General features: G+C 53.4%; 13 protein-coding genes, 2 tRNA genes and 1 pseudogene. 7 read left to right on the top strand and 9 right to left on the bottom strand.

Translation table 11 applies throughout. The features are described from left to right. Positions 1-24 precede the first annotated feature (24 nt). Positions 25-234, bottom strand: coding sequence for an FmdB family zinc ribbon protein (locus R6V78_RS15180; protein WP_410290218.1), 210 nt, complete (start codon positions 232-234; stop codon positions 25-27). Between the two features lie 428 nt (positions 235-662). On the opposite strand from R6V78_RS15180, the gene aroF reads away from it, so the two are divergent. Beyond that, positions 663-1,682 (top strand): 3-deoxy-7-phosphoheptulonate synthase, encoded by a 1,020-nt coding sequence (gene aroF / locus R6V78_RS15175; RefSeq protein ID WP_410290217.1) that lies wholly within the window; start codon positions 663-665, stop codon positions 1,680-1,682. Between the two features lie 32 nt (positions 1,683-1,714). On the opposite strand, the gene typA is transcribed toward aroF, so the two are convergent. Then, a complete protein-coding gene (gene typA / locus R6V78_RS15170; RefSeq protein WP_410290216.1) occupies positions 1,715-3,553 on the bottom strand; it encodes a translational GTPase TypA in 1,839 nt (612 codons plus the stop codon). 323 nt (positions 3,554-3,876) lie between these two features. Here typA and R6V78_RS15165 point away from each other — a divergent pair, with 323 nt between their 5' ends. Beyond that, on the top strand, positions 3,877-5,001 hold the full coding sequence (locus R6V78_RS15165) for a 3-hydroxyacyl-CoA dehydrogenase family protein (protein ID WP_410290215.1): 1,125 nt from the start codon (positions 3,877-3,879) through the stop codon (positions 4,999-5,001). A gap of 102 nt (positions 5,002-5,103) precedes the next feature. Here the strand turns inward: R6V78_RS15165 and R6V78_RS15160 are convergent, their stop codons facing one another. Beyond that, on the bottom strand, positions 5,104-5,757 hold the full coding sequence (locus R6V78_RS15160) for a PilZ domain-containing protein (RefSeq protein WP_410290214.1): 654 nt from the start codon (positions 5,755-5,757) through the stop codon (positions 5,104-5,106). Between the two features lie 327 nt (positions 5,758-6,084). Between R6V78_RS15160 and R6V78_RS15155 the strand changes: the two genes are divergently transcribed. Then, positions 6,085-6,891, top strand: coding sequence for a DnaJ domain-containing protein (locus R6V78_RS15155; protein WP_410290213.1), 807 nt, complete (start codon positions 6,085-6,087; stop codon positions 6,889-6,891). A 154-nt stretch (positions 6,892-7,045) separates the two neighbouring features. Continuing rightward, positions 7,046-7,345: a ribosome hibernation-promoting factor, HPF/YfiA family gene (gene hpf, locus R6V78_RS15150; RefSeq protein WP_410290212.1), complete on the top strand. Its 300-nt coding sequence runs from the start codon at positions 7,046-7,048 to the stop codon at positions 7,343-7,345. Positions 7,346-7,502: 157 nt separating this feature from the next. On the opposite strand, the gene R6V78_RS15145 is transcribed toward hpf, so the two are convergent. After that, positions 7,503-8,429 (bottom strand): HDOD domain-containing protein, encoded by a 927-nt coding sequence (locus R6V78_RS15145; RefSeq protein WP_410290237.1) that lies wholly within the window; start codon positions 8,427-8,429, stop codon positions 7,503-7,505. A gap of 45 nt (positions 8,430-8,474) precedes the next feature. Then, positions 8,475-8,570: pseudogene (locus R6V78_RS15140) on the bottom strand (zinc-ribbon domain-containing protein); the annotation flags it as partial. A 250-nt stretch (positions 8,571-8,820) separates the two neighbouring features. On the opposite strand from R6V78_RS15140, the gene R6V78_RS15135 reads away from it, so the two are divergent. After that, positions 8,821-9,324 carry a dihydrofolate reductase family protein gene (locus R6V78_RS15135; RefSeq protein ID WP_410290211.1) on the top strand — a complete coding sequence of 168 codons (504 nt, stop codon included), beginning with the start codon at positions 8,821-8,823 and terminating at the stop codon, positions 9,322-9,324. A gap of 238 nt (positions 9,325-9,562) precedes the next feature. Here R6V78_RS15135 and R6V78_RS15130 read toward each other — a convergent pair whose 3' ends face one another. From R6V78_RS15130 to tadA, 4 genes are all read right to left on the bottom strand, one after another. Next, positions 9,563-10,456, bottom strand: coding sequence for an NAD(P)-dependent oxidoreductase (locus R6V78_RS15130; RefSeq protein ID WP_410290210.1), 894 nt, complete (start codon positions 10,454-10,456; stop codon positions 9,563-9,565). 85 nt (positions 10,457-10,541) lie between these two features. Beyond that, positions 10,542-10,618, bottom strand: a tRNA-Pro gene (locus tag R6V78_RS15125). A gap of 68 nt (positions 10,619-10,686) precedes the next feature. After that, positions 10,687-11,979 carry an adenylosuccinate synthase gene (locus R6V78_RS15120; protein WP_410290209.1) on the bottom strand — a complete coding sequence of 431 codons (1,293 nt, stop codon included), beginning with the start codon at positions 11,977-11,979 and terminating at the stop codon, positions 10,687-10,689. A gap of 64 nt (positions 11,980-12,043) precedes the next feature. Then, the gene (gene tadA / locus R6V78_RS15115) at positions 12,044-12,508 is read right to left on the bottom strand and encodes a tRNA adenosine(34) deaminase TadA (protein WP_410290208.1); all 465 of its coding nucleotides are present in this window, start codon (positions 12,506-12,508) and stop codon (positions 12,044-12,046) included. A 101-nt stretch (positions 12,509-12,609) separates the two neighbouring features. Between tadA and R6V78_RS15110 the strand changes: the two genes are divergently transcribed. Further along, positions 12,610-12,686, top strand: a tRNA-Arg gene (locus R6V78_RS15110). Positions 12,687-13,160: 474 nt separating this feature from the next. After that, positions 13,161-14,237: an amidohydrolase family protein gene (locus tag R6V78_RS15105; RefSeq protein ID WP_410290207.1), complete on the top strand. Its 1,077-nt coding sequence runs from the start codon at positions 13,161-13,163 to the stop codon at positions 14,235-14,237. Positions 14,238-14,254 lie beyond the last annotated feature (17 nt).

Genomic DNA, 14,254 nt, shown 5'->3' with positions numbered 1-14,254 from the left:
CCGGAAAAGCGGTGATCATATCCCTCAGCCGCCTGCTGCAGGTCTGCAGGGTGGGGGTTTGAAGCCCCCGGAACCGGAGGGTATGCCATGGGGCCGAACAGCACCGGCAGACATCAGCTTTTCCAGGTTCCCGCAGTTGCAGGACGGGCAGATCTCAGGTTCGGGGTCTGATGAGAACACCAGTTGCTCGAATCGATGGCAGCAGGCTTTACACTGGTACTCAAAAATCGGCATCGTTGGGCTCCTTTTTTGTACTACAATAATGACACACCTTTCCAAGTCAAATTTATTTTTTTTTCATCTGCTCATAAATCCCGGTTTATTCTCAAGGCGGCGGCCATGCACCATTGAAAAATCGGTTGACAATCCCGGTGATGGGTGCCATAGCAAAACATCCGTTTTTGTGTTAACCATCAGAAAAATAAAGAAAACATGATTTTTTTGGCGATTCGGAAACCTTGGTTCTGGTGGTGGCCCTGACTGGCTTGCTGGGCCGGTCAGACTCTCATTTTACAAATGTTTTTTGTTTCGAATATCAGCAAACGGACCAATGGGAAAAGTCCTACGGTCCGTTTGCGTTTAAATGGCGCGCGGGGTTCTTCCGGGTTCTTTTTTCCGGCCGGGTGGGCAAACCCGGACCTGCTTAACAGAGGAGGCATACCATGCTGGTGGTCATGGATAAATCAGCGACCCCTGAACAAATCGAACAGGTGGTCAAAGTTATCGAAGGGCGGGGATGCACGGCACGGCCCATTCCCGGTGGCGATCGGGTATCCATCGGTGTGCTGAACAATGAAGGACCCGTGGACGCCGCCCTTTTCATCGGTCTTCCCGGGGTCAAGGACGCGGTGCCCATTACCAAACCCTATAAACTGGTGAGTCGGGAGACAAGGACCGCAGACACGATTATCCAGGTTGGTGAAGCTACAATCGGCAAGGGTTATCTGACCATCATTGCCGGGCCGTGTGCCATCGAAGGGCGAGACCAGGCGATGACCATCGCCCGGCATGTCCAAAAGGCCGGCGCTCAATTGTTCCGAGGTGGCGCGTTCAAACCGCGAACCTCTCCGTATTCCTTCCAGGGGCTCGGCGAGGCCGGGCTCAAAATATTGGCAGGCGTGAGGGAAAACACTGGTTTGCCGGTGGTCACCGAGGTGATGGATTTCCAGACCTTCGATATGGTGGAACACTACGCCGATGTGGTTCAGATCGGCACGCGAAACATGCAGAACTTCAGCCTGCTCAAGCGGGCAGGGCAGTCCTACCGACCCATCCTGCTCAAGCGCGGCATGGCTGCTACCATTGAAGAGTGGCTCATGGCTGCCGAATACATCATGGCCCAGGGCAACCATCAGGTGATCCTGTGTGAGCGGGGTGTGCGCACATTTGTTCACCACAGTCGCAACACGCTGGATCTCTCCGCCGTGCCGGTGGTGAAAAAAGAGAGCCACCTGCCGATCATGGTGGACCCCAGCCACGCAGCCGGTCGACGGGATCAGGTGCTGCCGCTTTCCCGTGCAGCTGTGGCCGCCAACGCGCACGGCTTGATGGTGGAAGTTCACCATCAACCGGATCAGGCCTTGAGCGACGGCGCCCAGAGTCTTTACCCCGAGCAATTCGAACTGCTTTGTCGGCAGGTCCGGGCCATATTCAAGGTTTGCGGCGAGGATGAGCCGTTTTAGGCAGGGCACAGGTGCCCGTGCTGCGCCAATTATTAATTCCCAGACTGCTTTTTAGACCCGCGCTGACCGTAACGGGCCTTGACGCCCAGCGTCGCCTTTCTCAGCCTGACGGATTTGGGTGTAACTTCAACGCGTTCGTCATCACGAATGAAGTTGATCGCCTGTTCCAGTGTCATGGGGCGAATGGGGGCCAGAATCACGTTTTCATCCTTACCGGACGCACGCATGTTGGTCAGTTTCTTTTCTTTGGTGGGATTGACGTTGATGTCCGTTTCCCGGTTATGCTCGCCAATTATCATCCCTTCGTAAACCGGCTCACCGGGCAGGATAAACAACCGACCCCGCGGCTCCAGATTATAGAGGGCATAGGGCACGGCATACCCCTGGCGGTCCGATACGAGGGATCCAGTGAACCGAGTGGGGAAATCACCCCGATAGGGCTCGTAGCCCAGAAAGTAGGAATTCATGATGCCCGTTCCCCGGGTGTCGGTTAAAAATTCGTCCCGATAGCCGATCAGGGCCCGGGATGGGATGGAAAATTCGATGCGCACCCGGCCGGTTCCTGTGTTGGCGAGGTTCATCATCTTGCCTTTGCGCACCGAAAGCTTTTCGGTCACCACCCCCATGAAGGCCTCTTCGCAGTCGACAAAGAGCCGTTCGATGGGCTCCCTGGTGACCCCTTCCTCCTGTTTCAGGATTACTTCAGGGCGACTTACGCAAAATTCAAACCCTTCCCGGCGCATGGTTTCGATGAGGATGGCCAGTTGGAACTCCCCGCGTCCTTTGACCAACATGGAGTCCCGGTCTCCGGTGGTCTCCACATGGATAGCCACATTGAGCAGGGTCTCCTTGAGCAGACGTTCGCGGATTTTCGCCGACTGCACGTAACGGCCTTCCTTGCCGCCCAAGGGCCCGTCATTGATGGTAAACAACATGGATACGGTGGGCGGGTCCACGGTAATGCGCGGCAGGGCGAAGGGTGCATCTTCGGTACAGATGGTGTCACCGATGGTCACCTCTTCGATACCTGAAAGGATGGCAATCTCACCGGCGCTGACTTCATTTACGGGTGTGATATCCATGCCTTCGTAAATTTGCAGGCGGGTAACCTTGAGCGGACGATGATTGCCCACGGCATCGATGCAGATGAGCCGATGCCTGGATTCGGCCTTGCCGCCCACCACCCGGCCCACCGCCAGGCGGCCTAAATAATCCGAATAGCCCAGGTCGGAAACCAGCATCTGAAACGGTGCTTCGGGTTCTAGTCGGGGCGGAGGAATTTCTCTGAGGATGGCATCGAATAGCAGGTGCAGATCATCGGCCAATCGATCAGGGGTTGTTCCCGCCGCCCCGTCGCGGCCGATGGCATAAAACAGAGGAAATTCGAGTTGGTCTTCACTGGCATCCAGATCGATGAGCAGGTCATATATCTGATCCAGCACCGTCGACGTACGTGCATCCTTGCGGTCGATTTTGTTGATCACCACGATGATTTTCAGTTTGGATTGCAGGGCCTTTTGCAACACGAAACGGGTTTGGGGCAAAGGACCTTCGGAGGCGTCTACAAGCAGAAGGGCACCGTCGACCATGGACAACGCCCGCTCGACTTCGCCGCCGAAATCCGCGTGGCCCGGCGTATCCACGATATTGATTTTCACACCCTGGTAAACCACGGAACAATTTTTGGCGGCAATGGTGATGCCCCGTTCCCGCTCAAGATCCATACGGTCCATAATCCGTTCGTCCATCTGCTGGCCCTGGCGGAAAAGGCCGCTTTGGCGAAACATGGCATCAACCAGCGTGGTCTTGCCGTGGTCGACGTGGGCGATAATGGCAATGTTGCGTAGTTTTTCGTTGGTCAAAAAAAGCATGTGTACTCATTTCATTTGGTTAGGGGTTTATCCGCCGGTTGGGCATGCGGACGCAGATAATAGCCATCCGGATGGTAAATACAAGGTGCTCTAAAGGCGTATTTTATTTTTGATAATACGAAGATAGATAGAATGTAGCTTAAATGTAGTTAAAAAATAGCCTTGACCGTGGGGCTCAGTGGTGCGATAAAAAGAGACCATCCGTCCGGGAAGGCAGTAAATAATCCTGTAACCAATTAATTATATAAATGATTATAGACCAATACCACCACCATGTCGACGCAATCGTCAGGGCCTGCCCCGTCGATTGAAAAGGAGGAGAGATGGCAAAAATTGAAACTGTGGGAATAGTTGGTTTCGGTGTCATGGGTGCGGCCATCGGACTTAATGCAGCATCGTCCGGGTACCGGGTTATCTTCAAGGAGCTCAATGACGAACTGGTAAGGGCCATGTATGACCGATGGGTGAAAAGCGCCCTGGAAAAGCGTGTCGCCAAGGGCAAAATGACCCCCCAGGAGATGGACCAGGTGGCCGGGATGATTTCGGGAACCGCCAACTACCGCGACCTGGCACCCTGTGATCTGATTATTGAGGCGGCCGTCGAAAAGATGGATCTGAAAATACAGATTTTCAAGGATTTGGATGCGGTGTGCCGTCCGGATGCCATCATGGTCAGCAACACCTCCACCTTTCTGATAGAAAAACTGATGGCATCGGTTTCCAATCCTGCCCGCACCGCCGGCCTGCATTATTTTTTCCCGGCCAATATCAACCGGCTGGTGGAAGTGATCCGGCAGAAAAAGACCAGTGATGAGACTTTTGCCGCGTTGATGGCGTTTGCAGAAAAAAACCGTAAGGTGCCCATTGCCGTAAAGGATTTTCCGGGTTTTGCCATTAATCCGGTATTCATCTCCAGCTACATGATGCTCGACTCATTTATTGGTGAAACCTACAATGTAGCCACCTTGGAAAATATTTCAAAACTGGCCCTGGGTGTGAGGTTCGGCATCATGTGGGTGCAAAACGGCTCCGGTCTGGGCACCTGCTACCATGCCGCTGTCTCCATGAACGACTATCTGGCAGATACCGACGTGGGCTATCCAGCGGTTCCTGATCAGCTCAAGGTTCAGTTCGAAAGCGGCAATCCTTGGAATCTCGAGGATGGGCCAGTGGCCGACGATCCGAAACTGCTTGATGTCGTCAGAGACCGGCTGCTGGGATCCATTTTTACCATCTCCACCCATCTCATCGAAAAAAGTGTGGTTTCCCCCAAGGACCTTGAACTTGGGATCTGCACGGCGCTGGCCTGGCCAAAGGGACCCTTTGCCATGATGAATACGATGGGGTTGAAGGAAGCAGCCCGGCTGGTGAAACTGACGGTGGAAAGTGGCGCGTTTAAACTGCCTCAAACCTTTGCCGATGGGATTCCATCACCCTGGGAGCTTTAGCCCGGTTTTTCCCGGATGGCAAGCGATTCCCAGTTCACAAAAAGGGTCCGGAAGCGTTTTCCCGGACTCTTTTTGTGTGTGGCCTGCAGAACCTAATGATTGCTAAGGGCGTTTTAACCTGCAGATACCTTTGGGGGCATGGCTGGGAAGTTCGCCGGCCCTCCCGTCCAACAGAATCCTGCTGACTGCAGGTTTAGGCCCGCTGGCCTTGTCGATGGCAATCCATTCACGCTGCTCTTGCATCAACAGGGTCGGGGCGATGGTGCCGTGAAGGCGTATGCAGGTACGGTTGTCCGCTTCTCGAATCACAATCCCATTGATTGGGGCCCTGCGGCCGCTGCCAAAGATGATTTCTCCCTGGACCGCCTCCCCCGGTTTATACATGCCCGTACCGTCCAGACTGATGCCGGATTCGGAGACGTCATGTACGGGGCAGGTATTCGCCTGAGCTGATGGGCGGTCATCGGTCTTCTGGACAAAAATGGGGCGCAGAACATCAACATATCGGATTCGGTAATGCTGGCGATTTTGATCAGATGATTTGCCGCCGTCCGCGTCAACAGACATTGATGGGTTGCGGTGGGACGTCACTAATCGAAGCAGGCTGATTACCGCGAGAATACCGCTGATCATCAGTACAGCGGACAAGTAATAGCGACCATATACCGATGAACCGGAAAAAATGGTCTGTCGGACCCACCATGCAGCCATCAATACGGCTGAGCTGATCAGCAGGGTAACGATGTTAATTTTCACGGTTCAGATCCTGATTGCACCAGTTCATAAATAGGGTCACGCGCCGAAATTGCCGAGCCGGGATGTCCTGGCGATCGAATCCCATGGCATTTAAAAATACGGCAGTATGATGCAGCCACATTGTTCCATGACAGTTGCGCTAACTCAATCCTCGGCGGTTTTTATAATTACTTGAGCGTACACGCTGTAAAATCCCATGGTACCGGTCAATTCAATTTTAAGGGGCCAATGCAATTGACCATCGCCAACGGACGATTCATGACTATATTAACGATCATGGGGCCCACAGCGGGTTTAAATCAAATGAAATTGAGATGACAGGGGATCATGGCGCAACAGGACTACTATCAGACACTGGGTGTGGATCGCACTTCAGATGCGAAAAAAATTAAAGAGGCCTACCGAGAACTGGCCTTCAAATATCATCCCGATCGTAACGAAAAAAAACCGGACAGCGCGGAAAAGATGAAGCTGATCAATGAGGCTTATGCGGTATTGTCAAATGTGGACAAAAAACGTGAATACGATGATTTGCGTGCTCGTTTCGGCGATAGCGCCTACGGTCAGTTTCGAAATGCCTACACTGAACAGGATATTTTCGACGGCTCCGATGTCTATCAGATCTTCGAGGAAATGGCGCGATCCTTTGGCCTTCGGGGTGTGGATTCCATATTCAGTGACTTCTACGGTTCGGGATATAAGCGCTTTGCGTTTAAGCAGCATGGCCTTCACGGTAAGGGATTCATTTACCGCGGCGCAATGGGCCAAGGCCGCGGTAAAATCGGTGCGGGCAGCGTCCCTCCCGGTGTGGGCAGGCTTTTCAAATTTTTGTTAAACCAGATCACAGGGCTGAAACTGCCCCAGATTGGGGACCATATCCACGATACGGTTCACCTCACCCAGGAGTTTGCCAGAACCGGGGGGCCTTTTCCCTACAATCACCATCGCCGTTCCAAAAAACTGGTGGTCGACATCCCGGCCGGTACGAAGGATGGGCAGCAAATTCGCCTTGCTCAGATGGGTGCAACAGGCAAAAACGGTGGCCCCAGCGGGGACCTGTACCTGAAAGTGAAAATTAAAAAGCCGTTGATAGAAAAAGCCAAGGATTTCATTGTCTCAACTTTCGGTCGATGATACATTGTCGGCTAGTCGGCAGCGACTGCTGAAAAAAAGGTTTTAGGATTCTTTTTATGTTTTCGTGCTGTTCATACGCCCTGTCGGTCCGTGGCTTTATGGGTTGCAAAAAAAGTGGTTAGTGGACCGCATTACCGCGAAAGGAGGACGTAATATGCAAATTCTGGTTACCTTTAAAAACGTAGATTCCTCAGATTACTTGAAATCCTACCTTGAAGAAAAACTTGACCGCCTTGAAAAAATCATGCCTCATTCAGGAACCGCCGATGTGGTGTTCCAGGAAGAGAAGCTCAGAAAAATCGTGGACGTCAATTTGAGTGGCAAGGGTTTTGATGTACACGCCAGAGAAGAGAGCGGTGCTTGGAACGAAGCCATCGATATCGTGGTCGACAAGGCTAAAAAACAGCTGATCAAAAACAAGGAGAAAATTCAGTCCCATCGTGCAGAAGCGTGACTTCTAATTTGGGACCAGCTGATATCCATTTCCCACCCGGTTATGGTTTTTGGGCTTACTCTGCCTGAGCATCCGGGAGATGGTGGATGGGGCGATGCAGATTGCCTGGAGAATTCGGCAGCGGTTGCGGTGGAGACGTGAAAATGACATGCTGGGCTTAGGCTATGCTCTGCGTGATCAGGCTTACCGCAGCAATGGTGGCTTCGTTATAGCGGGCCAGGTCCTCCTCGTCCAAGGAGAGAAACGCTAGCGCGCCCGGGTTCAGTTCGGACTGTTTTGCGTCCATACTGCCGCGAATCCCGCTTTGCTGGGCAATATGGTTGGCCGTGTGGACGATATAGGCAAGCTGATTACCATTGGAGGCGCCGGGGTCGTGGTGATATCGCATGGCGGTCACATGATTGTCCGGCAGTTTCCATTTGGCGCACAGATCAGAAGCCAGTTCCGTATGATCGAAGCCCAGCACCTGTTTTTCAACCTCCAGAAATGTGACACCGGTACTGAGCGACTGATCGACCTGGACCCTTCGTTCCAGAAGATAGCGATCCAGAGCCAGTTTGCCGGCATCGTGGATCAATCCGACTGAAAAGGCATCATTTTCAAGTGCCGGCGCCCGGTCTTTGGCAATCAATCGTGAACACAGAGCCACAGCCAGTGAATGCTGCCACAGGGCACCGGAACCCATCCGGTACCCCTTCAGGCGGCTGCCCAGTAGGCTGGTGGCGGAAACCATGGTGATAAGCTGTTCCAGGGTTTTATGACCAAGCACCACGGTTGCCTGATGGATCGAAGCAACCATCCCTGACAGTCCGTAATATGCCGAATTGGCGACCTGCAGGATTTTGGCTGCAATGGCCTGGTCCGTTTCGATCACCTCGGCAATCTCCTTGAATCCGGCCATGGGGTTGGCCATGACCTCCCGCGCCTTGTAAATTATTTTGGGCATGGGTGGGAGATCCTTGATGCCGTTAAGGATCTTTCGTTTCAAATCGTTGCCGTCCAGTTCTCTGGAAGGCTTTTCAGCAATGGGCGTGAATACAATTTTTCCGGCAGCTTCATCAGGTGAAATCGCCGGTTGGTCCATCACCGGTTCCGGATCTTTTCTAAGGTCCAACGTTATCTTGGTTTTACAGCCGGGGCATGGAAAAGAAACCTTTTTCCCGCTGGGAAGACGGTTATCGGGTAATTCGAAAGCTTTATGGCAGTTTTCGCATTCAACTTTCATGGGAACACCTTTCTATTCAGCCTCAGGGGTTCTTAAAAATCATGGCATCAATGTCGTATCATAACGGTTTTGGTCGATATTGACCATAATCAAATTGCGGAGTCGCTCAATGCGCAGGAGCTGACGAACGGCCACGATTTTTTATCGGCCATGTGAGGGCAAACTTGAGCTTTTGCACAATGGCCAAGTGGGGAACCCGCTTTTTGTTATAAATGGATGGGCACACAATAAAGATGTGGTTGACACCGCCATGCATGTCAGTCTGATGGTTGCCATTACCGTAGACGGAAAAATCGCCAGGGCCTCGGACCACTATCCTGATTGGACCGGCAGCGCCGATAAGCAATTGTACGTCAAAATCACTAAAAAAGCCGGTGTCATGATCATGGGATCAACGACCTTCGATACCATTGGGCGGGTTTTGCCCGGTCGCAAGACCATCGTAATGACCCGCAACCCGGATCGTCAGTCTGACCGGGAAGATCTTGTCTTCACCCAGGCAACGCCCGAGCAGATCATCAACGATCTGGATGCTCAGGGCTACGATGAAGTCGTCGTGGTGGGCGGTGCGAAGATTAACCAGCTTTTTGCTGCAAGCGGGTTGATCGACGAGTTGATTCTGACGATCTCCCCCTATGCATTCGGCTCCGGGTTGTCCATATTTTCAGGTGCGGTGGACTTGAAACTGGCCCTTGAAGAATTCTGGCAATTGGATGCAAACTCCATTTGCATCCGTTATCGGGTTTTGCATTAATATTTCCGTGAAACAGTCCAACCTTGATGAACTGGTAAAAAGTCGATTATCGGACGGTGCCGTAAAAAGTCCAAGATCAAGGCTTGCGAATCCCGAGGAATGAGGCGTACTTAACGTACGCCGCAGTGACGAGGGATGAAGCGTAACGCAGATATTGGACTTTTTACGGCACCGTCAACCTTAAATCGGCGTCTTTAGACGCGCGGCAGATGTCATCCGTGGATGGGTACCGACCCGTTTACCGGGGTAATTTTTCCCCGTTCATGACCGCCAGCACCTTATATAGCCCCTGAGTGCCCAGGTTTTCCCATCCCATGGCCATGGCCGCCACGTAAAACTGGTGCACCAGGCTGAGTCCCGGCAGTGACAGACGCATGCGACGGGACTCCTCCAGGGCGATGCCCATGTCCTTGACAAAGTGCTTGATGTAAAACCCGGGGTTGAAGTCACCATCGGCTATTCTGCGCCCCAGGGTATTGATCGACCATGAACTGGCTGCGCCTTTACCGATTACATCGATCACCCGGTGGGTTTCCATACCGGCACGTTGTGCGTACAATAGTGATTCAACCACTCCGATCATGGTGCCTGCGATCAGGATTTGATTGGTCATTTTGGTATGCTGACCGGATCCGGCGCCGCCCATCAGGGAGATGGTTTTTCCAAGGATGTCAAACAGCGGTTTGACGGCATCGAATACCGGCTGGTCACCGCCCACCATGATAGCCAGGGTGGCTTCCCGGGCACCCACGTCACCGCCGGAAACGGGTGCATCCAGCGCTTTTACACTTTTATGGGCACATTCAAGATGAATGCGCTGGGCCAGATCCGGGCTAGAGGTGGTCATGTCCACCACCGTGTCACCGGATTTGGTTCCCGCCAGGGCTCCTTCTGATCCTAAAATGACATCCCGGACATCATCTGGAAAACCGACCATCGTGAAGACAATGTCGCTGTTTTGAGAAACTGCTTTCGGCGTTGCGGCCCATACAGCCCCTTTTTCAAGAAGGGTGCGGGCTTTGTCACGTGTCCGGTTGAACACGGTCACCCGGTGCCCGGCGTCCAGCAGGTGCCCGCACATGGATAAGCCCATCACGCCGGTACCGATCCATCCGATGCGTTGATTGGTCATATAGTCCTCCTTAAACAGTTCAAGTATACGGGGGTTAAAACAGAAAAGGGGTACGATTCGAAACCGTGACCCCTTTCAATCAGATTGGTCGGGACAGCAGGATTTGAACCTGCGACCCCAGCGTCCCGAACGCTGTGCTCTACCAGACTGAGCCATGTCCCGATGGGTGGTCCTTGTACGTTAAGGCATATAAAATGTCAATAGGTTCAAGCGCGTTTAGGATGCCTTTTTTAACGGTGGAAGGGGTTGTGCGTAACGATCGTTTCCTCTCTTCCCGGCCCCACCGAAATAATCTGGATCGGTACGCCGGTCAAGGCCTCGATTCGCTCCAGGTATTGTCGAGCCACCGCTGGCAGATCCGCGAAGCGTCGAATACCGCGAATATCCTTGCGCCAGCCGGGCAGTGTTTCATATACCGGTTGGCAGGCGGCCAGGTGGTTGAGGTTGGCCGGCACCTCGCTGATCCGTCTGCCTTTCAATTCGTAAGCGACACAAATTTTAATTTCATCCAGTTCGTCGAGCACATCGAGTTTGGTAATGGCCAGGCCGGTAAGCCCATTGAGTCTCACCGCATTGTTCAGGATAACTGTATCCAGCCATCCGCAGCGTCGCTTTCGGCCGGTGGTGGCACCGAATTCAGCGCCGGTTTTTTGCAGAAGGTTGCCGATATCGTCAAATAGCTCCGAAGGGAATGGACCGGCACCCACACGGGTGGTGTAGGCCTTGACGATGCCGATTACACCATGAATGTCTTTTGGGCCAACCCCGCTGCCGCTGCAGGCATTGCCCGAAACGGTGTTGGAAGAGGTGACAAACGGGTAGGTGCCGTGATCGATATCCAGATGCGTGCCCTGGGCGCCCTCAAACAAAATTTGCTTGCCGGTTTTTCCGGCTGCTTGCAGTGCAACCGAAACGTTGGCGACGTAGGGCCTCAGCCGGTCAGCGTAAGCAGCATACTGAACCCGAGTCAATTCGAGATCAACGGTTTCGGTGGCGAGAAAGTTTTCCAGGTAGAAATTCTTTTCGGGAACGATGGCATCCAGGCGCTCCTGAAATGTTTCTGGATCGACAAGATCCACGAAACGGACACCCCGCCGGGTGGCCTTGTCTTCATAACTGGGTCCGATGCCGCGCCCGGTGGTGCCGATCTTCTTGTCGCCCTTCATCTTTTCACGACCGTGGTCGATCAGTTTATGATAAGGCATAATTACGTGGGCCCGATCGCTGATCAAGAGCAGGTCGGGTCCCACTGAAATTCCTTTGGACTCCAGGTAGTCGATCTCTTCGATCAAAACCGCCGGGTCCACCACCACCCCGTTGCCGATGACGCAGAGTTTTTTCTGAAGGATTCCAGATGGGATGAGATGGCAGATAAACTGTTCACCATTGACGACCATGGTGTGCCCGGCGTTGTTGCCCCCCTGAAAACGCACCACCATGTCGGCGTCGGCGGCAAGCAGATCAACAATCTTGCCTTTGCCCTCATCGCCCCACTGTGTCCCTACTATTACGATATTCGCCACGAGACGCTCCTTGATCACCGCTATGAACCCAAAAATGGGTGCGGACGGATGCTTGCCGCATTGTTCAAGTGGCCCTTCGCCGGCAGCGAAAAAAGTCCTGAATCACCAACCGGCATTGGTCTGCGCAAATCCCTTTGATGATTTTCACCTGATGGTTAAGCCGGGGGTCTTGCCCGATGTGGTAAAGGCTTCCGGCCGCGCCCCATTTCGGGTCGGATGCCCCGAAAACGACCGTTTTCACCCGGGCATGGACAACCGCACCCATGCACATGGCACAAGGCTCGACAGTAACATAGAGCGTGTACCTTAACAAACGATAATTTTGCACCTGCTGAGCGGCTTCACGAAGTACATTGATCTCCGCATGCGCCGATGGATCACAGCGACTGATGGTTCGGTTGTGGTCTTGTGCAATCAGCTGATTTTCAGCATCGACGATCACCGCGCCCACCGGTACCTCGTTCATCCGACCGGCCTCAATGGCCTGATCGATGGCCATTTGCATGAAGTGTTCGTGTAAAGTTTCCATTGGGGGGCAATTAAAGGCTTTTTGGTTTTTGATCAATAAATTTTTTCAAGAATCCATTGACATGACCGGCGGTTTGGCCTAATTAGCACCTTTACATTTTAGCGCCCGTAGCTCAGCTGGATAGAGTGCCGGACTACGAATCCGTAGGTCGCCCGTTCGAATCGGGCCGGGCGCGCCAGTAAATACAAGGGGTTAGCCGGTTTCGGTTGGCCCCTTTCCTTTCTGGTTGCGGTTGGTTGCGGGTTCATCGAGATCGTCCAGCCTGTCCACAGCGTCTTTATTCCCGCCTGGGACAAGATGCCCATACGTGTCGACGGTTGCTTCTATACGCACAGACCTTATTGACCTGAAATGACCCAGGATTTTTTCGGCAGGACTTGAAGTCCAGGCGTTCGTCGGTTATAGGAAAAAGAACCGATTCACAAGCAATCATCATGTTGCGTCGGATGAATCGGAAAATAAGGCCCGTCGGGGTTAAAAAGCGGTTAAAGATAGACAACCTGTGCGCAATATGACTGCATCGACTATCGCTTATCGTGTTGGATGGCTTATCGATGGAACTGGCCAACCGGCTGTTGAAAACCGTCTGATCAGCGTCCGCGCGGGCCGGATTCAACAAATTCTGCCTGCCACAGACCCGCAGCCGTTCGGAATGACTATCATCGATCTGTCGGTCTGTACGATTTTTCCCGCACTGATCGACAGCCATGTGCATTTGGTGATGTCTGGAGCCATGGAACCGCCCATTCGCCAGGCGCAGTTGAACTGCGTTTATGCGGATCGCCGCAAAACCATTGCGGCACATCTGCGCCAGCATCTGAGCTGCGGCGTGCTGGCTGTTCGCGACGGTGGGGACCATAATGGCGATACGCTGCGCTTCAAATTAGACCCGGACAACCATCCCCTGCCGTTGGTGCGTATTGCTTCCCCAGGCCGCGCCCGCCATGCACCGGGTCGATATGGCAAGCTGATCGGAATCCCGGTGGAAAAAGGCAAGACCCTGGTTCAAAGTGTCTTCGACAAGCATTCACACCGTGATCACCTGAAACTGGTTAACTCGGGACTCAACAGCCTTACCCAATTTGGTGTCGAATCTTTGCCCCAGTTCGATGAACATTCACTGGCAATGGCTGTGTCGACCGCACGGAAACATGGCCAATTTTCGATGGTTCACGCCAATGGTCATCTGCCGGTGAAAATGGCTGTCGATGCGGGCTGCAACAGCATCGAACATGGTTTTTTCATGGGCAGGGAAAACATGCTCCGCATGACTGATCGCGGTGTCGTCTGGGTGCCCACGGCCGTGACCATGAAAGCATACGGAGACTACCTGAAAAGCCAGGGACATCGCAGTGACCCGTCATTTGCCGAGGTGTCCCGAAAAAACCTGGAACACCAACTGGAGCAGATCAGCACGGCCCGGCAGCTGGGGATGACCCTGGCGCTCGGGACCGATGCCGGCAGCCCGGGAGTTCATCATGGTTTATCGGTGAAAGAGGAACTCAAGCTTTTCGTTGCTGCGGGGTTCAGCGTGGAGCAAGCCATCCGCTGCGCCAGCCGCAATGGTGCGCTGCTCATGGGGCTGTCCGACAGGGGTGAACTTACACCGGGGATGCGGGCGGATTTTATGGCGGTTCAGGCGCCCCCTGATCGCGTCCCGGAGGAACTCCATCGGATTGCGCATCGAATCGTTGAAGGGCGGGAGATTGACCTGGAAGCAGTCCAATGAAAAACGTATAACCGATA

The organism is Desulfosarcina sp. (assembly GCF_046496365.1).
Classification (GTDB): Bacteria; Desulfobacterota; Desulfobacteria; order Desulfobacterales; family Desulfosarcinaceae; genus Desulfosarcina.
Note: the sequence above shows the minus strand (reverse complement) of the source record. Positions and strands in the feature narration are given on the sequence as shown.